Annotated in this window: 19 protein-coding genes and 1 pseudogene; 1 reads left to right on the forward strand and 19 read right to left on the reverse strand. The window is 58.6% G+C overall.

Annotated features, from left to right (window positions below):
* Nucleotides 1-185: 185 nt before the first annotated feature.
* The 18 genes and pseudogenes from DQ405_RS28510 to sdhC all read right to left on the reverse strand — a co-directional run bounded on the left by DQ405_RS28510 (nucleotide 186) and on the right by sdhC (nucleotide 21,348).
* Nucleotides 186-1,049, reverse strand: a complete 864-nt coding sequence (locus tag DQ405_RS28510) for a methyl-accepting chemotaxis protein (RefSeq protein ID WP_446730873.1) — start codon at nucleotides 1,047-1,049, stop codon at nucleotides 186-188.
* Nucleotides 1,044-1,811, reverse strand: a pseudogene (locus DQ405_RS28515) (MCP four helix bundle domain-containing protein); the annotation flags it as partial. The gene DQ405_RS28510 and the pseudogene DQ405_RS28515, both read right to left, overlap by 6 nt.
* A 195-nt stretch (nucleotides 1,812-2,006) precedes the next feature.
* The gene (locus DQ405_RS09050) at nucleotides 2,007-3,029 is read right to left on the reverse strand and encodes an amidohydrolase family protein (RefSeq protein ID WP_168423903.1); all 1,023 of its coding nucleotides are present in this window, start codon (nucleotides 3,027-3,029) and stop codon (nucleotides 2,007-2,009) included.
* Between the two features lie 216 nt (nucleotides 3,030-3,245).
* Complete coding sequence (gene htpG, locus DQ405_RS09055) at nucleotides 3,246-5,153, reverse strand: molecular chaperone HtpG (RefSeq protein ID WP_168423904.1); 1,908 nt, start codon at nucleotides 5,151-5,153, stop codon at nucleotides 3,246-3,248.
* 131 nt (nucleotides 5,154-5,284) lie between these two features.
* Nucleotides 5,285-6,535, reverse strand: a complete 1,251-nt coding sequence (locus DQ405_RS09060) for an MFS transporter (RefSeq protein ID WP_168423905.1) — start codon at nucleotides 6,533-6,535, stop codon at nucleotides 5,285-5,287.
* A 42-nt stretch (nucleotides 6,536-6,577) separates the two neighbouring features.
* A complete protein-coding gene (locus tag DQ405_RS09065; protein WP_168423906.1) occupies nucleotides 6,578-7,024 on the reverse strand; it encodes a PaaI family thioesterase in 447 nt (148 codons plus the stop codon).
* Entirely contained in the window at nucleotides 7,021-7,479 is a 459-nt protein-coding gene (locus tag DQ405_RS09070) for a PaaI family thioesterase (RefSeq protein ID WP_168423907.1), read from the reverse strand. The genes DQ405_RS09065 and DQ405_RS09070 overlap by 4 nt, the downstream gene beginning before the upstream one ends.
* Before the next feature lie 56 nt (nucleotides 7,480-7,535).
* Nucleotides 7,536-8,261, reverse strand: a complete 726-nt coding sequence (locus tag DQ405_RS09075; protein ID WP_168423908.1) for a DUF599 domain-containing protein — start codon at nucleotides 8,259-8,261, stop codon at nucleotides 7,536-7,538.
* 73 nt (nucleotides 8,262-8,334) lie between these two features.
* Nucleotides 8,335-9,660 (reverse strand): branched-chain amino acid transport system II carrier protein, encoded by a 1,326-nt coding sequence (gene brnQ, locus DQ405_RS09080; RefSeq protein WP_168423909.1) that lies wholly within the window; start codon nucleotides 9,658-9,660, stop codon nucleotides 8,335-8,337.
* A gap of 278 nt (nucleotides 9,661-9,938) precedes the next feature.
* Entirely contained in the window at nucleotides 9,939-10,826 is an 888-nt protein-coding gene (gene sucD, locus DQ405_RS09085; protein WP_168423910.1) for a succinate--CoA ligase subunit alpha, read from the reverse strand.
* Nucleotides 10,826-11,992, reverse strand: a complete 1,167-nt coding sequence (gene sucC / locus DQ405_RS09090) for an ADP-forming succinate--CoA ligase subunit beta (RefSeq protein ID WP_168423911.1) — start codon at nucleotides 11,990-11,992, stop codon at nucleotides 10,826-10,828. The genes sucD and sucC overlap by 1 nt, the downstream gene beginning before the upstream one ends.
* A 178-nt stretch (nucleotides 11,993-12,170) precedes the next feature.
* Nucleotides 12,171-13,607 (reverse strand): dihydrolipoyl dehydrogenase, encoded by a 1,437-nt coding sequence (lpdA, locus tag DQ405_RS09095; RefSeq protein ID WP_168423912.1) that lies wholly within the window; start codon nucleotides 13,605-13,607, stop codon nucleotides 12,171-12,173.
* A 96-nt stretch (nucleotides 13,608-13,703) separates the two neighbouring features.
* Nucleotides 13,704-14,930 (reverse strand): 2-oxoglutarate dehydrogenase complex dihydrolipoyllysine-residue succinyltransferase, encoded by a 1,227-nt coding sequence (gene odhB / locus DQ405_RS09100; protein ID WP_168423913.1) that lies wholly within the window; start codon nucleotides 14,928-14,930, stop codon nucleotides 13,704-13,706.
* A gap of 68 nt (nucleotides 14,931-14,998) precedes the next feature.
* On the reverse strand, nucleotides 14,999-17,830 hold the full coding sequence (locus DQ405_RS09105) for a 2-oxoglutarate dehydrogenase E1 component (protein WP_168423914.1): 2,832 nt from the start codon (nucleotides 17,828-17,830) through the stop codon (nucleotides 14,999-15,001).
* A gap of 290 nt (nucleotides 17,831-18,120) precedes the next feature.
* Nucleotides 18,121-18,825, reverse strand: coding sequence for a succinate dehydrogenase iron-sulfur subunit (locus tag DQ405_RS09110; RefSeq protein ID WP_168423915.1), 705 nt, complete (start codon nucleotides 18,823-18,825; stop codon nucleotides 18,121-18,123).
* A gap of 10 nt (nucleotides 18,826-18,835) precedes the next feature.
* Nucleotides 18,836-20,608: a succinate dehydrogenase flavoprotein subunit gene (gene sdhA / locus DQ405_RS09115; RefSeq protein ID WP_168423916.1), complete on the reverse strand. Its 1,773-nt coding sequence runs from the start codon at nucleotides 20,606-20,608 to the stop codon at nucleotides 18,836-18,838.
* Between the two features lie 3 nt (nucleotides 20,609-20,611).
* Nucleotides 20,612-20,980: a succinate dehydrogenase, hydrophobic membrane anchor protein gene (gene sdhD, locus DQ405_RS09120; RefSeq protein ID WP_168423917.1), complete on the reverse strand. Its 369-nt coding sequence runs from the start codon at nucleotides 20,978-20,980 to the stop codon at nucleotides 20,612-20,614.
* A complete protein-coding gene (gene sdhC / locus DQ405_RS09125) occupies nucleotides 20,974-21,348 on the reverse strand; it encodes a succinate dehydrogenase, cytochrome b556 subunit (RefSeq protein WP_168423918.1) in 375 nt (124 codons plus the stop codon). The genes sdhD and sdhC overlap by 7 nt, the downstream gene beginning before the upstream one ends.
* 362 nt (nucleotides 21,349-21,710) lie before the next feature.
* Here sdhC and gltA point away from each other — a divergent pair, with 362 nt between their 5' ends.
* On the forward strand, nucleotides 21,711-22,982 hold the full coding sequence (gltA, locus tag DQ405_RS09130; RefSeq protein WP_042924517.1) for a citrate synthase: 1,272 nt from the start codon (nucleotides 21,711-21,713) through the stop codon (nucleotides 22,980-22,982).
* Between the two features lie 235 nt (nucleotides 22,983-23,217).
* Here the strand turns inward: gltA and DQ405_RS27450 are convergent, their stop codons facing one another.
* Nucleotides 23,218-23,469: a YkgJ family cysteine cluster protein gene (locus DQ405_RS27450; RefSeq protein WP_168423919.1), complete on the reverse strand. Its 252-nt coding sequence runs from the start codon at nucleotides 23,467-23,469 to the stop codon at nucleotides 23,218-23,220.
* Nucleotides 23,470-23,550 lie beyond the last annotated feature (81 nt).

Raw genomic sequence — 23,550 nt, forward strand, 5'->3', positions numbered from 1 at the left:
CTGAGTCTCGGCGTAAGAGGCAGGACCGGGCATAACGCCTTTGGAGCTGATGAGCACCGTCGCGATGATGACCCGATTAAAAACGCCGGATGGTACGCATCTCAGTCCGATATGCCCAGCCTTGCCGTAAGCCACGATGTCGCTGTGGCAGCGACGCCCGCGCGGAACGGGCATCGCGGCTACGATCAGATACGAAAGCGTGCCACCAATTCGTTCAAGCTGATCGCCAGCCTTGCCAACTCCTGGCTGGCTGAGCTGGTCTGGTTGGCTCCCGCCGAAGACTGCAGCGACAAGTCGCGGATGTTGATCAGGTTGCGGTCGACTTCACGAGCCACCTGAGCCTGCTCTTCCGAGGCGCTGGCAATGACAAGGTTGCGCTCACTGATCTGGCTGATCGCGCGAGTGATGTTGTCGAGCGCTTCACCGGCAGTCCGCGCAACGTCAAGCGTGCTGCGTGCGCGCTCGTTGCTCGCCTGCATAGCCTGCACGGCCTTGTCGGTGCCCTGGTGCACATCGCCGATCATCTGCTCGATTTCCTGAGTAGACTGCTGGGTACGGTGTGCCAGCGCCCTCACCTCGTCAGCCACGACCGCAAAACCACGGCCTGCTTCCCCCGCACGTGCAGCTTCAATGGCGGCGTTGAGTGCCAACAGGTTGGTCTGCTCGGCAATCGAGCGAATCACATCGAGCACCTTGCTGATATCCCGCACCTGGCCGGCCAGGTGTTCGACCTGTGTCGCGGTAGTAGTCACATCACCGGCCAACAGGCCTATCGACTCGACGGTTTTCATTACCTGCTGACGGCCATGCTGTGCGGTGCTGTCCGATTCGCGCGACGCTTCGGAGGTCGCCACGGCATTACGAGCAACCTCATCCACGGCCGCCGTCATCTCGTTAACAGCGGTGGCAGCCTGCTCGATCTCGTGGTTCTGCTGGTGCAGGCCGCGGGTCGAGTCCTCAGTCACCACATTAAGCTCTTCAGCCGCCGAAGCGAGCTGATTGGACGAATCGGAAATGCCTTGAATGGTGTTTCGCAAATTCATCTGCATGGCCTTGAGCGCTGCCAGCAAGCGCGCCGGCTCGTCTTTGCCTTCGATAATGAAGTCCCGAGTAAGATCTCCGGAAGCTACCGCCTCGGCCATTTCGACCGCCTGACCTAAAGGCCGAACGATGCTCTTGGTGAACAGCACGGCCAGGGTCACTGTGACAAGCGCAGCCATGGCGATAGTGATAATCACCCAGACGAAAGCCGTTTCATACGCGGCCAGCGCGCGGTCCGCAGCGCGGCTCGCCTCGTCGGCGTTGATACGCTGAAGATCAAACAACGCCTTGGTCATCGCGTCAGCGTGCTGATTGATATTGCCGTTCATGACATCCAGAGCTTGCTCGCGCAGACCCTCGCTCGCAAATTCGACCACCTTGCGCTGTTCGGCCATATATAGCGCCTGAGCGGTTTCGAAGCGGCCATAGGCGGCCTTCTCCTCTGCGGTCGTCAGCCTCTGTTCGTACTCGGCTTTCATCGCACTGACGTCGTCGCCCAGCGTGGTAAGCGTCTGCGCGGTCGCGGTACGCGCTTCGTCATTGCTCAGCATGGTCATGCGCATCGTAAGCGCACGCGTACGCTGCATGCCGGCGTTCAAATCCGCGAGACTGACGAGACTAGGCAACCAGTTTTGATCCACCTCGCTGGAGGCCTCGCGCATCTCGGCCATTTGCTTCAGCGCAAACACGCCGAGGGCCAGAACCAGCAAGCCAATCAGACCGAAACCGGCAGCAGAACGGGCCGAAATATTCAATTGTCGAAGCGACATGGGAATTCCTACTCCAAAGGATGCGCTGCATGACCACAGCGATAACTACTCAGGTATCGGAATTCGGGCGAAAAGCTTGAAGTGCCGGCATCTGAAAACGGGCCCATCAGGGAAGATTGCGACGAGCGGCGATACGGTTAAAGATGGCTATTAAACTGCCAGCAACCCATCCAGCCGCAGGATCAACAGTACCGCTCAATCTGCATTCGGCCGCTGCTTGCGCGGCAGCACGTCAAGGAAGTTGTCACGCGCAACCTTGCGGGCAATCGATTCGGGCAACGCATCAAGAAACGGGTCGAACGCACGCATGCCCTCCGCCAAGTTATCAAACCGACCGACCACATCTGAGCCAAGCATGAAGCGCGTAGGATGACGCTCGATTAGCGCCAGCCACTCCTGGTCTGGCTGCCCGGCCTCATTCAGGAGATAGGGCCTGAGCATCGTCCAGGACAGGTCGATATGGAGATTGGGATAGTCATCTAGCAAACGGCTGACCGTTGGCAGCAGAAATTCGAGTTTTTCCTGATGACGATGCAGCTCCATGCTCGTCCCCGCATGCGCCCAGATGAAACGAGTATGCGGATGGTTACGCAGCGACTCTTCCAGCTCAGCCAGGTACAGCGGATTACGCTCACGCTTGGAGGTGATATTGGAATGCAGCATCACCGGTAAATCGAACTCAGCGGCCAGGTGATAGACGCGTGTCAGCGCCTCGTTGTTGGCACGCGGCGTATCGCCTTCCGTCAGTGCGGTGACGTCATCGTGCCGGGTGAATATCTCGCCCAGCCCCTGCCAAAGTCCAGGATCGAGATCGAGCATCCGCCGAATATGCGCGTCGGCATTCTTGTCGTTGGGATTGAAACCTGAGAGAAACGGATGGAAGCGCCGCCGCTGCTCGTCATCCAGCTCCTTCAAGGCTGCGGCAACCACCACATCGGTCGCGCTGTACCAGTAGACGGGCGCGTCATCGCCCGCATAGTAGCGGGGTCGCTTAGGCTCGTTCTCATGCCACTTCTTGGCGACCGGGATCCCGCTAATCATCACATGGTCGATATCGCCAGCGTCCATCGCCTTGCGCAGCTTGCTCATGCCATCGCTTTCCTGAAAGAAATCAACGAAATGCAGATGAGCGTCGCTGTAGTGATAGTCGCGTGCATGAACCGGCGCGATCGACGCGACCAGACACAGCGCGGTAAAGCAGTTTCGTAAGTTGAACAACCAATGACCTCCTGATAGCCAAGCGGATAGACCGCCCTGGGGCATGGCGGTTCAGTAGCAGGCTGTCGTTCCCCTTGTATCGGCGGCCCCGAAACTGAGGGAACCGATCGCCGGTAAACGGAGCCGCGGAGATCATCATGGCGTGACGGGGCCAAACCACGCCGGATCGAACGTAGAAGGCCCGTCACTGACGGGCCTTTTGTACGCGCTGCTGGGTTACGCGGAAAGCTCAACCAGCAGCTTGTTCAGACGCTGCACATAGGCTGCCGGATCCTTGAGGCTGTCGCCGGCGGCCAGCGCGGCCTGATCGAAGAGGATGTGCGACAGGTCAGCGAAGCGATCCTCGTCCGGCTCGGCGTCCAGCTTCTCGATCAAAGGATGCTGAGGGTTGATCTCGAAGATCGGCTTGGAGTCCGGTACCTTCTGCCCGCTAGCTTCTAGAATCTGGCGCATCTGCAGCCCCAGGTCCTGCTCACCGATTGCGAGAATCGCCGGAGAGTCGGTCAGGCGGTGCGATACCCGCACTTCAGCCACCGCGTCACCCAGCGCGGTCTTGAGGCGCTCGACCAGGCCTTCCTTGGTCTTGGCGATTTCTTCTTGGGCCTTCTTGTCCTCTTCCGAGTCCAGCTTGCCGAGATCCAGATCACCGCGTGCGACGTCCACGAACTGCTTGCTATCGAACTCCGTGAGATAACTCATCAACCATTCGTCGATGCGGTCGGTGAGCAACAGCACCTCGATGCTCTTCTTGCGGAAGACTTCCAGGTGCGGGCTGTTCTTGACCTGTGCATAGGACTCGCCGGTGAGGTAGTAGATCTTGTCCTGACCTTCCTTGACGCGCCCGAGATAATCGGCCAGCGAAACGCTCTGCTCGCCTGAAGCATCCTGGGTGGAGGCGAAGCGCAGGAGACCGGCGATCTTCTCCTTGTTGGCGAAATCTTCCGCCGGGCCTTCCTTGAGTACCTGACCGAACTGTTTCCAGAAGTTCTTGTAGTCCTCGGGCTTGTCCTTGGCCAACTTGTCCAGCATGTCCAGAACACGTTTGGTAAGCGCCGACTTCATCGAATCGATGACCGGATCCTTTTGCAGGATTTCGCGCGAAACGTTCAGCGACAGGTCGTTGGAGTCGATCACGCCCTTGATGAAGCGCAGGTACAGCGGCAGGAACTCGTCCGCCTGATCCATGATGAACACACGCTGCACGTACAACTTGAGACCCTTGGGCGCCTCACGCTGGTACAGATCGAACGGTGCGCGGCCCGGCACATAAAGCAGCGAGGTGTATTCGAGCTTGCCTTCGACCTTGTTGTGGCTCCAGGCAAGCGGGTTCTCGAAATCGTGGCCGACGTGCTTGTAGAACTCCTGATATTCCTCGTCCTTGATCTCGGTACGAGGACGCGTCCAGAGCGCGCTGGCGCGGTTGACGGTTTCCCACTCGAGTTCCGCCGGTTCGTCCTGCTCCTCGCCATGACTCTCCTTCGGCAGTTCAATCGGCAGGGCAATATGGTCGGAGTACTTCTTGATGATGTTGCGCAGGCGCCAGCCATCAGCAAATTCTTCTTCGCCCGACTTCAAGTGCAGCACGATGCGGGTGCCGCGCTCCGGCTTGTCAATGTTGGCAACTTCGAACTCGCCCTCGCCTTTCGATGACCAGTACACGCCTTCTTCGACAGCTGTGCCGGCACGACGGCTGAACACTTCCACCTGATCGGCGACAATGAATGCGGAGTAGAAGCCGACACCGAACTGGCCGATCAGGTGCGAATCCTTCTTCTGGTCGCCCGTGAGGTGCTTCATGAACTCGGCGGTACCGGACTTGGCGATGGTACCGAGATGCGTAATGACATCCTCCCGGTTCATGCCGATGCCGTTGTCGTCGAGCGTGACGGTCTTGGCATCCTTGTCGAAGCTGACGCGGATCCGCAGCTCGGCACCACCCTCGAGCAGCTCGGGTTTGGCCAGCGCTTCGAAACGCAGTTTGTCAGCCGCATCCGAGGCGTTTGAAATCAGCTCGCGAAGAAAGATCTCCTTGTTCGAATACAAGGAGTGAATCATCAGGTGAAGCAGTTGCTTCACTTCGGTCTGGAAGCCCAGGGTTTCTTTGTTTTGAGTCTCCACACTCATCGTCTTGCAAACTCCACATCGTCAATGGCACGGACCGCGATTGCGGTAATGACAAGCAGATGGGGGTTGAATGCACGAATTCAAGGGGCGCTCGCCTGACACTTCGAGCGCCTCATCCGATTCGCCTGGCGCTATGGCTCGAGCAATTCAAGCAGGGCGATATCGCCCGGGGCGAGATTGTAGATGGCTTCTCCCGGGCCTTTCAGCATTCGCCGGATCGCCACGTTGCCGTCACGATCAATGCCGGCAAACCGGCCTTCTGCCACCCCGCCACTCCCTGTATACGCTCGCATCTGCAAATGCTCGTAACGTGCCGGATTGCGCAGCAACCGTGCCAGCGAAAAGCGCTGCCGACGATCGATGCGAGGTGATGAGGTACCGTCCGGGAACGCTTCTGGTTGGAGGGAGGCTACTTTTGGCTGTTTTTCGATCTCGGCAGGCAATGGCGGGTAGGTGTCGTCATTTACCGCCCAGCCTTGATCGCCCTTGTGGATGTTCAGTTCGAAATGGCTGGGCGCACCCTTCACCCTGGCTTGCACCGATACCGTCATCGCCACGGCAGGGAAGCTGACCGGAGCCAGCGTCTCGATGGATACCGCTCGCGTCTCGAAACGTCGCTGCAGATGATCTTTGGCCAGATACATAAGCGTATCCGCCGAGTCGTGGGTCAGATCCACCTGCCCTTCGCGGTAGCGCAGGTCGTCAGTGAACAGCTCGACATGGCCGCTAAGACTCGTGTGGTAGCGCATCGGCAGGACCAGGTGAAAGTCGCCGACCAGCTTGTTCGGTGGCACCGGCTGCAAATCCAGATGCAGGGTGTACCCGCTCTGGATTCTGCGCGCTTCAGGGAGCTCCTGCTCCGGTCGCATCCAGTTGATCTCGATCTCTGGGACTGGATTAACATCCTGGGGAAGCACATCGGCCTGCAAAGCGCCAGGCGGTGTCGCCCCGAGGCGGATGCGCACTTCCTGTCTGGCAAACAGGCCGTCACCTTCCCGCAGCGTCAGCATGCCATCCGTGAGCTTACCGACCTGAGGATTGAATGGGCGGCCATCGAGCTGGCCGTGTAGCCGGATAGCCAAGTGGCGGTTCCGAGCCTGCTCATCCGGTTCGAGCCATTTCAGGCTGGCGATCGCCGCCATGCGCTCCGGGTCATGGTTGGCGAGCAGCGTGAATCCGACGACCAGTGGAATGAACCCCAGCCCTGCCAGGCCGATAGCCTTTCGAGCCGTATGCCAGTGTCGGATCACATACAACAATGTAACCGGAGGGAGCAGGCTTCCCACGCCCCACAACAGGCCAGTACCGAAGGCCAGAACGATCAACCAGACGAGCCCGGCCACTATCAGAAGCAGCCCGCCCAGTATCAGCAACGCATCCATTCAACACCCTTGAGACGTCTGTAGAGGCAGCCGCCAGACGTATCAGGGCTCGTTGACCTTGAAGTGACAACGGGCAGTGGCGATAGGCTCGGCCTGATTCGTCTGCCAGGCCGTAACAGCGACGTTCGCTACGCGACGCCCCTGGCGCCAGACCTGACAGGCGGCAAAGGTGTCACGATAGTGACCTGCCCGAAGATAATCTATCGAGAAGTCGATGATTTTGGGCAAATGTGGCGCCCCCATGAACATCAATAAATGGAGCATCGCTGCGTGCTCCATGAAGCCCGCAATCACCCCTCCATGGATAGCCGGGAGCGTGGGATTTCCGATATTGTCCTGGTTTTTCGGTAGCCGGAACACCATGTCGTCGCCCAGCCTCAAGCATTCGATGCCAATGAGTCTGGCATACGGCACCATCTGTAAAAGCGCATCGTAGTTGTTGCTGGCGTGGGCCTCGCTGACCAGCGTATCAAGATCCAGACTGCTCACTGAGACACCCCCAACTCCGATACCTGGGCGCTCTTGCCCATGCGCATAAACGCCCCCACGACGTGCGCAATCGGCTCGTTGATATCGCGTTGGTATGCCACGCCACGTGTGAAAATCACAGTCGGCGTAACTCGGTAGCATTCGGCAAAGCCGAATACATCATGGTTCGGTTCCGCCGGGTGCATGTAGTCAATGCGTAGATCCAGCGTCGGGCAGATTTCCAATTCGGGCAGTGCACATGCCGTTGAAATGCCACAGGTGGTATCCATCAGCGTGGTGATCGCGCCGCCGTGGATGCGCCCGCTGTCTGGATTACTGACGATCTTCTCACTGTAAGGAAGGCGCAGCGTGAGCCCATTGGCATCGGCGTGTTCGACGCTCATGCCGAGCACCTGGCAGTGGCGTAACAGAGAAAGAAAGCGCTGGGTACGCTCCAGTATCAGACTATCGCTCATGCGAACTCTCGAATCGGAATGAAGCCGGGCAGTTTAACCTGCGTCGATGGAGGGCCCTATTCCTTGGGGCTGTCGATAGGCAAGGTTGGCGTAAACACCATCACCTCAAGCACATCGGAATGGAATTCGCGGCGATACAGTATCAGTACTACGCCCGCCGTTACGCCCATGAAGAACCAGGGATGAACGAACCACGCCAGTGTAGCCATGCCGAAATAGTAGGCACGCAGGCCGAAGTTAAACTGGTTGGCGGCCATCGAAATGACCCGTGCGGCGCGTTCGGCGAAGAACTTGCGTTCTTGGTCGCTGACATTGCGCTCGCCAGCCATGGGCGCCGAGGCGACCAGCACAGCGGCAAAGTTGTATTGCCGCATGCACCAGCTGAAGGTAAAGAAGGCATAAACAAAGACGACAGCCAAAGCGAGCAGCTTGATCTCGGAAAGGCCCCGGCTCACCGGCTGGGCGAACGGCAGATCAGCCAATAGCGAGACTGCCCGGTCGGAAGCGCCCAGTGCGGTAAGAACACCCGCCAGAATGATCAACGTGCTGGACGCGAAGAAGCTGGCATTGCGTTCGAGATTGCCGATCACGTTGGCGTCGGCGATCCGGTTGTCACGTAACAGCATGCGGCGCATCCAGTCCTGACGGTACAAGTGCAGCACGCTGGCCAGGCAGGCAGTATCCCTGCCGCGCCAACTGGCGTACCGCGTATACCCGACCCAGCAAAGAATGAACCAGACGACAGCAATCAGGTGCGGTAGAAGATGACTCGGAATCGACATAAAAGCCCCCGGAATACTCGCACCTGATTATAGCCAGACAATGCACCTGCCCAGCGTTTCAGCGGGACGGAGCTCAGCGTGCGTCCGTTGCACGGCGGGCCCGGGCGATGCCAAGCAACCGATCCACTACAAAGGCGACCGTCAGCGTCACCAGCACGGGCACCAGCCAGCCCATGCTCTGAGCCGCCAGCGGCAGGACCGTAAATGGTTCGGGTACCAGCTCAGTGAAACCTGCTGCAGAGAAACCGTCTACTACACCGAACACGAGTGTCACCGCCATCACCGGAATGAATACACGGCTTGGCGAGATCCACCAGCGGTCGAGCAGGCTCAGCGCCACCAGCATGATCGCCAGCGGATAAAGCCCGACCAGCACCGGCACCGAAACACTGATCAATTGAGTAAGCCCCTGGTTCGATACCGCCAGACTGAATAGCGTGAATACGATCACCACGGCGCGATAGCTGACTGGAAGTAGGCTGCTGAAAAACTCGCCACAGGCGGTCGTCAGCCCGACCGCGGTGGTCAAGCATGCCAAGGTGATCACCACGGCCAGCAACAGGCTGCCGGTGGTACCGAATGTGTGCTGTACATAAGTGGTCAGGATCTGAACGCCGTTCTGCGCATCACCCGCAATACCCTGGCTGGTAGCGCCGAGATAGAAAAGCGCCAGGTAAACGAGCGAAAGCCCGACGGCCGCGATGGCTCCGGCAATCATGGAATAGCGGGTTACCAACGCCGGCTCCGATACACCGCGATCACGGATGGCCGTGGCGATCACGATACCGAACACCAGTGCACCCAGCGTATCCATCGTCAGATAGCCTTCGAGAAAGCCTTTGAGCAATGGGCCATTGCGGTAGCTTTCGGCAGTACTGCCAATCTCGCCGGCCGGGGCGAATAAAGCGGCGCCGCCCAGTACCAGCAACGCCGCGAGAAGTACCGGCGTGATGAACTTGCCGATCCGGTTGACCAACTGGCCGGGGTTAAGCACGAGAAACAATGTGGCCGCGAAAAACAAGACCGTATACACGAACAACGGCGTGGCCGAATCTCCGGTAAAGGGTGCGACGCCCATTTCGAACGAGACCACGGCAGTGCGCGGTGTCGCGAATAGAGGGCCGATTGCAAGATAAACCGCGACCGCCAGCAGTGTTCCGGCGACACGCCCCAGCGGTGCAGTCAGCCTGTCCATCCCACCGCCCACTCGTGCCAGCGCTACCACTGTCAGCAGCGGCAGGCCGACACCTGTCAGCAGGAAGCCCACCGCCGCGAGCCAGATGGATTGCCCTGCGGCCAGCCCCGCGCTGGGCGGGAAAATGATATTACCGGCGCCAAGGAATAGCGCGAATGTCATGAATCCAAGCGCCAGCAAATCCAGGCCTTTCAATCGAGTCATTTGGTTAGTCACCACTGCAAGAGGGGTTCTGGTACGGCGAACGCACCCAGGCGTGCTTCCCGGCGCGACACTCTCAAGCCGCCCGAGAAAAAAGGACGCACCTTAATGGAATTCCCCCTTCGGAGCGAGGGTTAGCGGTCTTTTTGGAGGAACGACGGCATGAAGACGCTGCATCGAAGCTAGCCCGGCGCTGCCGAGGCCAGACGAAAAAATCTACCGTAAAAACAAAAAATGCCAGTCAGGCAGCCTGACTGGCATTTTTGTCGCAGGTGGGAGAATCAGCCCTGCTTGACTTCCCAGCCGGTCAGTTCCGCGAGTGCCTTGCCAATATCGGCAAGCGAACGCACGGTCTTCACACCAGCGTCCTGCAGAGCGGCGAACTTCTCGTCAGCCGTACCCTTGCCACCGGAAATGATCGCACCAGCATGCCCCATGCGCTTGCCGGCAGGCGCAGTCACGCCAGCAATGTAGGAAACAACCGGCTTGGTCACGTTGGCCTTGATATAGGCCGCGGCTTCTTCCTCAGCGGAGCCGCCGATTTCACCGATCATTACGATCGCTTCGGTCTGCGGGTCTTCCTGGAACAGCTTGAGGATGTCGATGAAGGTCGAACCGGGGATCGGGTCGCCACCGATGCCGACGCAGGTGGACTGACCGAAACCGGCATCAGTGGTCTGCTTGACGGCTTCATAAGTCAGCGTACCGGAACGCGATACGATACCGACCTTACCTGGCAGGTGAATGTGGCCAGGCTGGATACCGATCTTGCACTCGCCGGGCGTGATCACACCGGGACAGTTCGGACCGATCAGACGCACACCGAGCTCGTCGCACTTGATCTTCACTTCCAGCATGTCGAGGGTCGGGATACCCTCGGTGATGCAGACGATCAGTTTGATGCCACTGAACGCGGCCTCAAGGATCGAATCCTTGCAGAACGGTGCCGGCACGTAAATGACCGATGCATCAGCGCCGGTCGCCTCGACGGCTTCCTTGACGGTGTTGAACACCGGCAGACCGAGGTGAGTGGTGCCGCCCTTGCCCGGCGTCACGCCGCCAACCATCTTGGTGCCGTACTCGATCGCCTGTTCGGAGTGGAAGGTACCCTGCGAGCCGGTAAAGCCCTGGCAGATGACCTTGGTGTCTTTATTGATCAGGACGCTCATTATTTGCCCTCCGCGGCTTTGACGACTTGAATGGCCGCATCGGTCAGGCTGGTCGCACCGATGATGTTCAGACCACTTTCACCCAGCATCTTCGCGCCAAGTGCGGCGTTGTTACCTTCCAGGCGGACGACCACCGGCACTTTCACACCGACTTCCTTGACCGCGCCAATGATGCCTTCAGCGATCATGTCGCAACGCACGATGCCACCGAAAATGTTGACCAGAACAGCAGCGACATTTTCATCGGAGAGAATGATCTTGAACGCCTCGGTCACGCGCTCTTCGGTAGCGCCGCCGCCGACGTCAAGGAAGTTGGCTGGCTTGCCGCCGTGCAGGTTGACGATGTCCATGGTGCCCATGGCCAGGCCTGCACCGTTGACCATGCAGCCGATGTTGCCATCGAGCGCCACGTAGTTCAGTTCCCACTTGGCCGCGTGCGCCTCGCGCGGGTCGTCTTGGGAAGGATCCTGCATGCCGCGCAGCTTGGGCTGACGGTAGATGGCGTTGCTGTCGATATTCAGCTTGGCATCCAGGCAGTGCAGGTTGCCGTCTTTCTTGATCACCAGCGGATTGACTTCCAGCAGTGCAAGATCGTAATCGACAAAAAGCTTGCCCAGATTTACGAAGATATGGGTGAACTGCTTAACCTGATCGCCTTTCAGACCCAGTTTGAACGCCAGTTCACGACCTTGGAACGGCTGAGCGCCAACCAGCGGATCGATCGTGGCCTTGAGGATTTTCTCAGGGGTATCGTGAGCGACCTTCTCGATATCCACGCCACCTTCGGTGGATGCCATGAACACGACTCGGCGAGTGGCACGATCGACTACGGCGCCCAGATAGAGCTCCTTGTCGATGTCGGTGCAGGCTTCGACCAGAATCTTGCTGACCGGCTGGCCGTTTGCGTCGGTCTGGTAGGTCACCAGACGCTTGTCCAGCCACTGCTCGGCGAACGCACGGGCTTCGTCCTTGCTACGAACCAGTTTGACACCACCTGCTTTGCCGCGACCGCCAGCGTGAACCTGAGCCTTGACCACCCACTCGGTGCCACCAATGTGGTCACAAGCCTCAGCCGCTTCCTTGGGGCTATCGACCGCGTAGCCTTTGGAAACCGGCAATCCGTATTCGGCAAACAGTTGCTTACCTTGATATTCGTGAAGATTCATCTTAGCTACCGTTCGGTTTGATGTGCATCAGACGTTGCATGTATGCCGCGTCGCCTCAAGTCGCTGAAAACTATCGAAAACACCTTTCAGAGACCTGTCATACCTTGTCTTGAAGGTATCGACGGCTTGCGACGTTCCCAGAGAAACGAGGCAAGCCGCCCTTTCTACCGCAGCGCTGTTAGCGCTTCTTGCGGTTGGCAATGTGAATAGCATGGCCATTCACTGCCAGTGCTGCTTCATGCAGCGCTTCGGACATGGTCGGGTGCGAGAACACCATCATGCCCAGGTCTTCGGCACTGGTGCCGAACTCCATGCCGATCGCGCCTTGCTGGACCAGTTCAGCTGCAGCCGGCCCCATCACATGAACGCCCAACACACGGTCGGTCTTGGCATCGGCAATCACCTTGACCAGACCGGCGGTGTCGTTAGCAGCCATGGCACGACCACTAGCGGCGAACGGGAAAGTACCGACGTTGATTTCAACGCCCTCGCCTTTCAGCGCCTGCTCGGTCTTGCCGACCCACGCGATTTCCGGGTGGGTATAGATGACAGACGGAACCAGGTCGTAGTTCATTTGCGATTTGTGGCCAGCGATACGCTCGGCAACCATCACACCCTCTTCCGAGGCCTTGTGGGCCAGCATGGCACCACGTACCACGTCACCGATGGCATAGACGCCCGGGACGCTGGTAGCGCAATAATCGTCAACGAAGATGAAGCCGCGCTCGTCCATGTCGACACCGGCATCAGCCGCCAGCAGATCGGTGGTCACCGGGCGACGGCCAACTGCAACGATCAGCTTGTCGAAGGTCTGCTGCTGCTCGCCCTCGGCATTGGTGAAGTTAACAGTGACCTGGTCGCCCTTGACTTCGGAACCGGTAACGCGCGCGCCCAGAAGAATCTTTAGGCCCTGCTTGCTGAGCACCTTGAACGCTTCCTTGGAAATCTGCTCGTCAGCGGCCGGCAGGAACTTGTCCATTGCTTCCAGCACGGTAACTTCAGCGCCCAGGCGCGCCCATACCGAACCCAGTTCCAAACCGATCACACCAGCGCCGATAACGCCCAGCTTGGCCGGAACGGTCTGAAAATCCAACGCACCGGTGGAGTCGACGATGATGTTCTGATCGACTGGCGCCGGCGGGATGTCCACCGGCTTAGAGCCGGAAGCGAGAATCACATTGTCGGCGCCCAGCACCTGAGTATTGCCGTCGAGCCCAGTGACTTCGACCTGCTTGCCACTGAGCAGCTTGCCGTGACCTTCAAAAACCGTCACACCGTTGGCCTTCATCAGTCCCGCGACACCGCCAGTGAGGTTTTTGACGATCTGGTCCTTGCGCGCAACCATCGTCGGAACGTCCATGGCCACTTCCCCGGTGCTGATGCCATGCACCTTGAAGCTCTCGTGGGCTTCGTGGAACTTGTAGGAGCTATCCAGCAGCGCCTTGGATGGAATGCAACCGACGTTCAGGCAAGTGCCGCCCAGCGCGGTCTTGCCTTCTTTGCCCTGATATTTCTCGATGCAAGCGGTCTTCAGACCCAGCTGGGCTGCGCGAATGGCTGCTACATAGCCGCCGGGGCCGGCACCGATGACGACGACGTCGAATTTCTGGCTCATTGCAAATCCTCTTGATTACGTGCAGCAAAAGTCAAAAGGCCGCAATCGGCAAGCCCGGCTTGCGCCAGGCCTGTCAACTGCAGCCCGTGAGGCTTGTTAGATATCCAGCAGCAGGCGGGCCGGATCTTCCAGCAGGTTCTTGATGGTCACCAGGAAGCTGACCGCTTCCTTGCCATCGATCAGGCGGTGATCGTAGGACAGCGCCAAGTACATCATTGGCCGGATGACCACCTGACCGTTGACGGCCATTGGGCGTTGCAGAATGTTGTGCATGCCCAGAATGGCGGCCTGCGGCGGGTTGACGATCGGGGTCGACATCATCGAGCCGAAAGTACCGCCGTTGGTGATGGTGAACGTGCCACCGGTCATTTCGTCGATCGACAGCTTGCCATCACGCGCCTTCTTACCGAAGGTGGCGATGCCGCTTTCAACTTCGGCCAGGTTCATCAGCTCCGCATTACGCAGCACCGGTACAACCAGACCACGATCGCTGGAGACGGCGACGCCGATGTCCTGATAGCCGTGGTAAACGATGTCCGTGCCGTCGATAGAAGCGTTGACCGCTGGGAAGCGCTTCAGCGCCTCGACCGACGCCTTGACGAAGAAGGACATGAAGCCCAGACGCACGCCGTTGTGAGTCTTCTCGAACAGCTCCTTGTACTTCGAACGCAGGGCCATGACTTCGGTCATGTCGACTTCGTTGAAGGTAGTCAGCATCGCCATGTTCGACTGTGCTTCGACCAGACGCTCGGCCACTTTGGCACGCAGGCGGGTCATTGGCACGCGCTTCTCGGTGCGATCACCGGCAGCAGCAACGGGTGCAGCGGCAGCGCTAGCCGCCGGCTTGGCCGCAGCGGGCGCGGATTTCTTGGCTTCGATGGCGGCAACCAGATCTTCCTTGGTGACGCGACCGTCTTTACCGGTGCCTTTGACGCTGTTGGGGTCGATACCGTTCTCTTCGGCGAGCTTGCGCGCGGCGGGAGCGAGGATGGCGTCTTCACCACCAGCAGCGGGCGCGGCTGTCGCAGCGGCAGGCGCGGCAGCAGTTTCGGCCGGGGCAGCGGCTGGGGCAGCGCTGGCGGTTGCGCCGGCTTCCAGCTTGCCGAGCAGCTCGCCGCTAAGCACGGTGTCGCCTTCGTTCTTGACGATTTCAGTCAGAACGCCGTCCGCTTCGGCCAGTACTTCCATTACGACTTTGTCGGTTTCGATGTCGACGATCAGCTCGTCACGCTTGACCGCTTCGCCCGGCTGCTTGTGCCAGGTGGCAACGGTGCCGTCAGCAACCGATTCCGGGAATTGGGGGGCTTTAATCTCGATAGCCATTAGCTGGGTCCTATTTGATTCGGTTTCTACATCGAGGCCGCATTATCGCGACCTCTTGCGGGAGCGACTTAAATGGTGAACGCGTCCTGCAGCAGCTTTTCCTGCTGCTCGGCATGCATGGAGGCGTAGCCGACAGCAGGCGCAGCAGAAGCTTCACGACCCGCGTATTGCAGGAACAGCTCCTTCTTGTGCGCGACGGCGACACGACGCATGTGATGCTGGCTGCAATACCATGCCCCCTGGTTCATCGGCTCTTCTTGACACCAGACGATGCTCTTGAGGTTCTGGTACGGAGCAAGCACTTCGGCCAGATCCTCTTCCGGGAACGGGTAAAGCTGCTCGAGACGAATGATCGCGATATCTTCGCGGCCTTCGTTGCGGCGCTTGTCCAGCAGATCGTAGTAGACCTTGCCACTGCACATGATCAAGCGCTCGACCTTGCCCGGCTCGATCTGATCGATTTCCGGGATCACGGTCAGGAACGAGCCCTGAGTCAGCTCTTCCAGCGTCGAAGTCGCCAACTTGTGACGAAGCAAAGACTTCGGCGTCAGCGCCACCAGCGGCTTGCGCAGCGGGCGGATCGCCTGCCGGCGCAGCATGTGGTAGACCTGTGCCGGCGTGGTCGGTACGCAGACCTGAATGTTGTGCTCGGCGCACAGCTGCAGGTAGCGTTCCAGACGAGCGGAGGAATGCTCCGGACCCTGCCCTTCGTAGCCGTGCGGCAGCAGCATCGTCAGACCGCAAAGGCGACCCCACTTGTGCTCACCGCTGGTGATGAACTGGTCGATGACGACCTGTGCACCGTTGGCGAAGTCACCGAACTGAGCTTCCCAGACCACAAGCGCGTTGGGCATCGTGGTGGCATAACCGTATTCGAACGCAAGCACGGCTTCTTCCGACAGGAAGGAATCGTACAGATCGAAGCGCGGCTGCCCCTCGTATAGATGCTGCAGCGGAATATAGGTGCTGCCGTCTTTCTGATTGTGCAGCGCGGCATGGCGATGCGAGAAGGTGCCGCGCCCCACATCCTGACCACTGATGCGCACCGGATGACCTTCGAACAACAGGGTCGCGTAGGCCAGTGTCTCGGCATAACCCCAGTTGATTGCCAGGGCACCAGCTCCCATCTTCTGGCGATCTTCGAGAATCTTCGAAACCTGACGCTGTACCACGAAGCCTTCCGGGATCGCCAGCATCTTGCTGGACAGTTCCTGGAGGGCTTTCAGGTCGAAACGCGTATCGTGGCGGGCAGTCCAGGCATGGCCCAGGTACGGGCGCCAGTCAACGAAGAGCTCCTTGTTCGGCTCCTTGACCAAGCTCTTGACCACATGCAGGCCATTGTCCAGGGCGGTTCGATATTCATCGACCTTGCCTTGGACCTGAGCCTCTTCCAGCACTTTCGACTGGATCAACGAATCGGCGTACAGCTCGCGGGTGGTGCGCTGCTTGGCGATCTTCTGATACATGAGCGGCTGGGTGCCGCTCGGCTCATCAGCTTCGTTGTGGCCACGACGGCGGTAGCAGATCAGGTCGATGACAATGTCGCGCTTGAACTGCATGCGGTAATCGACAGCCAGCTGCGTAATGAACAGCACAGCTTCCGGGTCGTCCGCGTTCACGTGGAAGATCGGCGCCTGGATCATCTTCGCAACGTCGGTCGCGTACTCGGTGGAGCGCGCATCTTCCTGCTTGTTGGTGGTGAAGCCGACCTGATTGTTGATCACGATACGGATGGTGCCGCCAGTCCGATAGGCCCGGGTCTGGGACATCTGGAAGGTTTCCATCACCACGCCCTGCCCCGCAACCGCGGCGTCGCCATGAATGGTCACCGGAAGGACCTTATCGCCAACCGGGTCGCTACGGCGATCCTGACGCGCACGAACGGAGCCTTCGACCACTGGAGAAACGATTTCCAGGTGGGACGGGTTGAACGCCATCGCCAGATGGATCTCGCCACCCGGGCTCATCACATTCGAGGAGAAACCTTGGTGATACTTGACATCACCGGAGCTGAGCCCTTCGACCTTCTTGCCTTCGAATTCGTCGAAGAGGTCGCGCGGATTCTTGCCGAAGGTGTTGACCAGCACGTTGAGGCGGCCGCGATGGGCCATGCCGATCACGATTTCCTTGGTACCGTACGAGCCGGAGCGCTGGATGATTTCGTCGAGCAGCGGGATCAGACTCTCGCCACCTTCCAGACCGAAGCGCTTCGTCCCCGGATACTTGGTGCCCAGGTACTTCTCAAGCCCTTCGGCTGCAGTAAGACGCTCGAGCAAATGGCATTTGATCTCCGACGAGAAGACAGGACGCCCGCGAACGCTTTCCAGGCGTTGGATAAACCAGTTGCGCTGATCCGAATCGACAATATGAGTAAATTCAGCACCGATGGTGCGGCAATAAGTCTCTTGCAGCGCCTGGTGGATTTCTCGCAAGGTGGCCTGATCCTTGCCCATGGCGAGATCGCCAGTACGGAAAACCGTATCCAGATCGGCCTCGGTCAAACCGTAGTTGTTGATTGACAGATCAGCCGGCGCTGGGCGCTGTTGCAAGCCGAGCGGATCGAGCTGAGCAGCCTGATGGCCGCGCATCCGGTACGCCTGGATCAGACGCAGAACCTCGACCTGCTTCTTCTCGTGCTCGCTACTGACGCTGCCTGCCGAAACAGGCTGGGCACGACGCTGGTTCTTGGCCAGCAGGACGAAGTGATCGCGGATTGTCGAATGCGATACGTCGGCCGCAGCCCCGCCACTGACGGGCAGCTTCTGGAAGTAGGTGCGCCACTCTTCGGGCACAGCGTTGGGATCGTGCAGGTAGAGCTCATAAAGCTCTTCCACATAGGCAGCGTTACCACCGGATAGGTGGGCACTGTCCCACATGCGCTGCATTACGCTTTCTTGCATGTCTGGTCACCTTCGATAAGGAGACACCACCAGCGTGGAGACCGCAGCATGACTTCCCAAGTTCTGAAGCAGCGACCCAGGTAAAGCCACTACGGACCGCGCAGATAGTTTCCGAGAACCACCCCGGATGCTCCTGCTGGTCATCAAATTTTCAGAGCGAAACCCCGGCTTTGTGAGCTGGGACTCCTACTAAGACTACGGCGCCGAGCTTGAACTACGGCGCCGTAGGTGTCGCGGTGAAGCATTACCGGCCCACGATTACGCGAATAATCACAGGCACTCAGGGCGCATCAGGTTGCGCTCTGCAGCAGCATGTTGCGCACGTGGCCAATCGCTTTGGTCGGGTTCAACCCTTTCGGGCAAACGCTCACGCAGTTCATGATGCCGCGGCAGCGGAACACGCTGAACGGATCGTCCAGCGCAGCCAGACGGTTCTCAGTCTCGGTATCGCGGCTATCGGCCAGGAAACGGTAGGCCTGAAGCAGCGCAGCGGGGCCAAGGAACTTGTCCGGGTTCCACCAGAAGGACGGGCAGCTGGTCGAGCAGCAAGCGCACAGAATGCACTCGTACAGACCATCAAGCTTCTCGCGATCTTCCGGGCTTTGCAGACGTTCGATAGCCGGAGCCGGCGTATCGTTCATCAAATAAGGGCGAACCTTCTCGTACTGCTTATAGAAGATGCCCATATCAACCGCCAAGTCACGAATAACTGGCAAACCAGGTAGCGGACGCACCACCAGCTTGTTGCCTTTGACCACGGAGGACAGCGGTGTAATGCAGGCAAGACCATTCTTACCGTTCAGGTTCATGCCATCGGAGCCGCAAACCCCTTCGCGGCAAGAGCGACGATAGGAGAAACCTTCGTCCTGCTCTTTGATCAAAGCCAGCACGTCCAGCACCATCAGGTCTTTCCCATCGGTATTGACCTGAAAGTCCTGCATATACGGCTTTTCGTCTTTATCCGGGTTGTAGCGATAAACGCTCACTTGCAACATATCGGCGACCTCAGTAAGTCCGGACCTTGGGTTCGAAAGTCGGAACTGTCTTCGGAGAGAAGTTCACGGCCCGCTTGGCTACACGCTTTTCACCTGGGAAGTACAGGGTGTGGCACAGCCAGTTTTCATCATCACGCTCTTCGAAATCTTCACGGGCATGGGCACCGCGGGACTCCTTGCGGTTCTCGGCCGCAATCGCAGTCGCCTCAGCCACTTCGAGCAGGTTCTGCAACTCCAGCGCTTCGATACGCGCCGTGTTGAAGGCCTGGCTCTTGTCAGAGATCTTCACGGTAGCGATGCGCTGACGCAGATCAGCAAGCTGAGCGATGCCCTTCTGCATGTATTCGCCAGTACGGAACACACCGAAGTAGTTCTGCATGCAGCTCTGCAGCTCTTTGCGCAGCGAGGCAACGTCTTCACCAGCAGTACGCTCGTTCAGCGAGGCCAGGCGGTTCAGGGCTACGTCCAGATCGGTTTCGGTAGCACCGCGATGCTCGATACCGTCCTTGAGTGCCTTTTCCAGATGCAGACCGGCCGCGCGACCGAATACAACCAGATCCAGCAGCGAGTTGCCGCCGAGACGGTTGGCGCCATGCACGGATACACAAGCTACTTCACCAACCGCGAACAGCCCGTCGATGATCTTGTCGTTGCCGTTGGCATCCTGAGTCATGGCCTGGCCATGGATGTTGGTGGCGATACCACCCATCATGTAATGGCAGGTCGGAACCACAGGCACCGGAGCAGTAACTGGATCAACGTGAGCAAATGTCTTGGACAGCTCGCAGATGCCTGGCAGGCGGCTGTGCAGCACTTCCTCACCGAGATGATCGAGCTTCAGCATCACATGATCGCCATCCGGACCGCAGCCATTGCCGGCCAGGATTTCCTTGACCATGGAGCGGGCGACAACGTCACGGCCAGCCAGATCCTTCGCGTTCGGAGCATAACGCTCCATGAAACGCTCGCCATGCTTGTTGATCAGGTAACCACCCTCGCCACGGCAACCTTCGGTTACCAGCACTCCGGCACCGGCGATACCGGTTGGGTGGAACTGCCACATTTCGATGTCCTGAACCGGCACACCAGCACGCAGCGCCATACCGATACCGTCGCCGGTATTGATCAGGGCGTTGGTCGTCGATGCGTAGATACGACCCGCACCACCGGTAGCCAGAACCACTGCCTTGGAACGGATATAGACTGTTTCGCCATTCTCAATGCAGATCGCAATGATGCCAACGATGGCGCCATCCTGGTTCTTCACCAGATCCACGCCATACCATTCATTAAGGAAGGAGGTACCCGCCTTCAGGTTCGCCTGGTAAAGGGTGTGCAGCAGCGCATGACCGGTACGGTCTGCGGCAGCACAGGTACGAGCCGCCTGACCACCTTTACCGTAGTCCTTCGACTGACCGCCGAACGGACGCTGGTAGATGCGACCCTGCTCGGTACGGGAAAAGGGCAAGCCCATATGCTCCAGCTCGAACACGGCCTCAGGACCAACGGAACACATGTATTCGATAGCGTCCTGGTCACCGATGTAATCGGAACCCTTGACGGTATCGTACATATGCCAGCGCCAATCATCGTTCGGATCGGCCGAAGCGATGGCGCAGGTGATGCCACCCTGAGCGGATACGGTATGTGAGCGCGTCGGGAACACCTTGGTCACTACCGCAGTTTTATGGCCGCCCTGGGCCAACTGCAACGCAGCACGCATGCCCGCGCCGCCGCCACCAATAATGATGGCGTCATAAGAAAGAGTACGAATGCTAGCCATGGATCAGATACCCCAAAGAATCTGCACACCCCAGACGAAGAACGTGAACATGGCGATGCCACACACTGCCTGGAAGAGGAAACGCACACCGGTAGCCCACTTACCGATTGCCATGTTGGTCAGGTAGTCAGTGGAAATCGTCCACATACCAACCCATGCATGCACACTCAGAGCGACCAGCGCTAGAAGGCTGAAAATGCGCATCCAGGTAGCCGAGAACAGCTCCTGCCACTGGGCGTATTCCAGCCCTGGGTTCACAACCAGGTATCCGATCAGGAAAAGAAAATAAGCCGCGAGAACCACTGCAGAAACGCGCTGAGCCATCCAGTCGTAAAGGCCCGAACGGGAAAAGTTCGTGACGTTGGTTACCATATCCACACTCCCGCCAGCACGATCAGCACCGCCGAAACGGCCAGAACAATTTTCGAGCCCAGCTTGCCGCCTTCCAGCGTCTCACCATGCCCCGTGTCCATGATCAGGTGACGCACGCCGGCCACCAGGTGATACAACAGTGCAGACAGCAAAACCCAGACCACCAACTTAGCCAACGGACTACTGATATACGCCTTTACTTCTTCAAAGCCTTCGGCAGAAGAAAGCGATGCATCCAGCGCAAGCAGCAGAATGGCCACACCTACAAACAGAACCACGCCGGAAACGCGGTGGAGGATCGAGGTGTAAGCAGTGATAGGGAGTTTTATTGTCCTAAGATCTAGGTTTACAGGTCGTTGGCTTTTCACGGCTTTTTTTCACACTTGAGAGCCCCAAAAACGCAGGGCAAGTTGTTGGGAAGAGCACGCAGCGGTACCCGCCACCCACGAGTGACAACCCACAGGAAACTGCCTGTTAGGCCCCTGCCGGTCGGTCGCCGATTATAAACAGTTAGGTCGCTAATGACAATGTGGTGAAGTGCCACTAAAGGCGCATGGCGCCCCTGATTACAAATGCCGTAAATAGGCTTTTCTTTGTTGCGAATTCACCCGTAAATCCCCTCTGCTGCAGGCAGCCCGCGCAAATTGACTTTGAGATTTATCTCACTATAGTGATGCGGGCCCTGCGTGGGGGGCCATGATGATTCCAAGCATAAGACAGGAGGCCATACATGGCTGACAACAAAGCGCAGTTGATCATCGAAGGCGCAGACGCCATCGAACTGCCCGTTTTAACCGGCACCGTAGGGCCTGACGTAATTGATGTACGAGGCTTGACCTCCACGGGTCGCTTCACTTTCGACCCCGGCTTCATGTCCACCGCCTCTTGCGAATCCAAGATCACCTATATCGATGGTGATAAAGGCATTCTGCTGCACCGCGGCTACCCGATCGAACAGCTCGCTGAAAAGTCCGACTATCTCGAGACTTGCTATCTTCTGCTGAATGGCGAACTGCCAACCGCCGAAGAAAAGGCGAAATTCATCAGTACCGTGAAAAACCACACCATGGTTCACGAGCAGCTCAAGTCGTTCCTCAACGGTTTCCGCCGCGATGCGCACCCGATGGCCATCATGTGCGGTGTTGTTGGCGCACTGTCCGCCTTCTATCACGACTCCCTGGACATCAACGACCCGCACCACCGCGAAATTTCCGCCGTGCGCCTGGTCGCGAAGATGCCAACCCTGGCGGCGATGGTTTACAAATACTCCATGGGTCAGCCGATGATGTATCCGCGCAACGACCTGAACTACGCTGAAAACTTCCTGCACATGATGTTCAACACACCCTGTGAAGTGAAGCCGATCAGCCCCGTTCTGGCCAAAGCGATGGACCGCATCTTCATCCTCCACGCGGACCATGAGCAGAACGCTTCCACTTCCACTGTTCGCCTGGCCGGCTCCACCGGCGCCAACCCCTTCGCTTGTATCGCTGCTGGTATCGCGGCGCTCTGGGGTCCGGCACACGGCGGTGCGAACGAAGCCGTTCTCACTATGCTGGACGAAATCGGCGATGTATCGAACATCGAAAAATTCCTGGCCAAGGCCAAGGACAAGAACGATCCGTTCAAGCTGATGGGCTTCGGTCACCGCGTCTACAAGAACTTCGACCCTCGGGCGAAGGTCATGAAGCAGACCTGCGACGAAGTCCTGGGCGAGCTGGGCATCAACGATCCGCAACTCGAGTTGGCAATGAAGCTGGAAGAGATCGCACTGAACGATCCCTACTTCGCCGAGCGCAACCTGTACCCGAACGTTGACTTCTACTCGGGAATCATCCTTAAGGCGATCGGCATTCCGACCAGCATGTTCACCGTGATCTTCGCCCTGGCCCGCACGGTCGGCTGGATCTCGCACTGGAAAGAAATGATCGCAATGGGCCAGAAGATCGGCCGCCCGCGTCAGCTATACACCGGTCATCCCCAGCGCGATCTGCAACGCTGAGGCTTAGCCGGATTACGAGAAAGGCCGCCGACTTGGCGGCCTTTTTTGTCTGTGTGACCCAGAGAGCTATATCAGTGCACCCAACCGCTCTCGCCGTTAGATACGCACCCATCCGGATCAGCACGAAGCGCCTCGCTTTTGTGGAGACCCTCTCGGCGCGCAGCTCTCCCTGCTGCGGACGATCACAACGCTTGCACGCGTAGTACCGCTCCAGCGCGCATGTCCCCAATCACCATCACCCAGTCGCCTGCTCCAGCCAGCCGAGCAATCGAATCGCATCCTGTCGGTTATCACCGCAGACCAGAGTGTCCGCTTGGAACGCAGCACAGACAGCAGGCCGGGACGGCTGGCCAAATAACCCACAGAGGTTACGCTCGGAAAGATGCAGACAACGCTCTCCAGCTGGCTTTCCAAATGGCATGCCAGGAATCGGTGAACTGATAGAGGGAGCAATACAACAGGCACCGCAACCGGGACGGCAATTCATTCCAATCATCCGAAATGAAAAAAAACGGGGCGGCGATAATAATGGCAGCTCGACCAAAAGGCACTAGCGCTACCAGACGCC

This window comes from Pseudomonas sp. SST3 (assembly GCF_003325755.1).

Coding starts and splice junctions, on each gene's coding strand:
- DQ405_RS28510 (WP_446730873.1), bottom strand. CDS start 1,049: ATGCAGATGAATTTGCGAAACACCATTCAAGGCATTTCCGATTCGTCC.
- htpG (WP_168423904.1), bottom strand. CDS start 5,153: ATGAGTGTGGAGACTCAAAACAAAGAAACCCTGGGCTTCCAGACCGAA.
- DQ405_RS09060 (WP_168423905.1), bottom strand. CDS start 6,535: ATGGATGCGTTGCTGATACTGGGCGGGCTGCTTCTGATAGTGGCCGGG.
- DQ405_RS09070 (WP_168423907.1), bottom strand. CDS start 7,479: ATGAGCGATAGTCTGATACTGGAGCGTACCCAGCGCTTTCTTTCTCTG.
- DQ405_RS09075 (WP_168423908.1), bottom strand. CDS start 8,261: ATGTCGATTCCGAGTCATCTTCTACCGCACCTGATTGCTGTCGTCTGG.
- brnQ (WP_168423909.1), bottom strand. CDS start 9,660: ATGACTCGATTGAAAGGCCTGGATTTGCTGGCGCTTGGATTCATGACA.
- sucD (WP_168423910.1), bottom strand. CDS start 10,826: ATGAGCGTCCTGATCAATAAAGACACCAAGGTCATCTGCCAGGGCTTT.
- sucC (WP_168423911.1), bottom strand. CDS start 11,992: ATGAATCTTCACGAATATCAAGGTAAGCAACTGTTTGCCGAATACGGA.
- lpdA (WP_168423912.1), bottom strand. CDS start 13,607: ATGAGCCAGAAATTCGACGTCGTCGTCATCGGTGCCGGCCCCGGCGGC.
- odhB (WP_168423913.1), bottom strand. CDS start 14,930: ATGGCTATCGAGATTAAAGCCCCCCAATTCCCGGAATCGGTTGCTGAC.
- DQ405_RS09105 (WP_168423914.1), bottom strand. CDS start 17,830: ATGCAAGAAAGCGTAATGCAGCGCATGTGGGACAGTGCCCACCTATCC.
- DQ405_RS09110 (WP_168423915.1), bottom strand. CDS start 18,825: ATGTTGCAAGTGAGCGTTTATCGCTACAACCCGGATAAAGACGAAAAG.
- sdhA (WP_168423916.1), bottom strand. CDS start 20,608: ATGGCTAGCATTCGTACTCTTTCTTATGACGCCATCATTATTGGTGGC.
- sdhD (WP_168423917.1), bottom strand. CDS start 20,980: ATGGTAACCAACGTCACGAACTTTTCCCGTTCGGGCCTTTACGACTGG.
- gltA (WP_042924517.1), top strand. CDS start 21,711: ATGGCTGACAACAAAGCGCAGTTGATCATCGAAGGCGCAGACGCCATC.
- DQ405_RS27450 (WP_168423919.1), bottom strand. CDS start 23,469: ATGAATTGCCGTCCCGGTTGCGGTGCCTGTTGTATTGCTCCCTCTATC.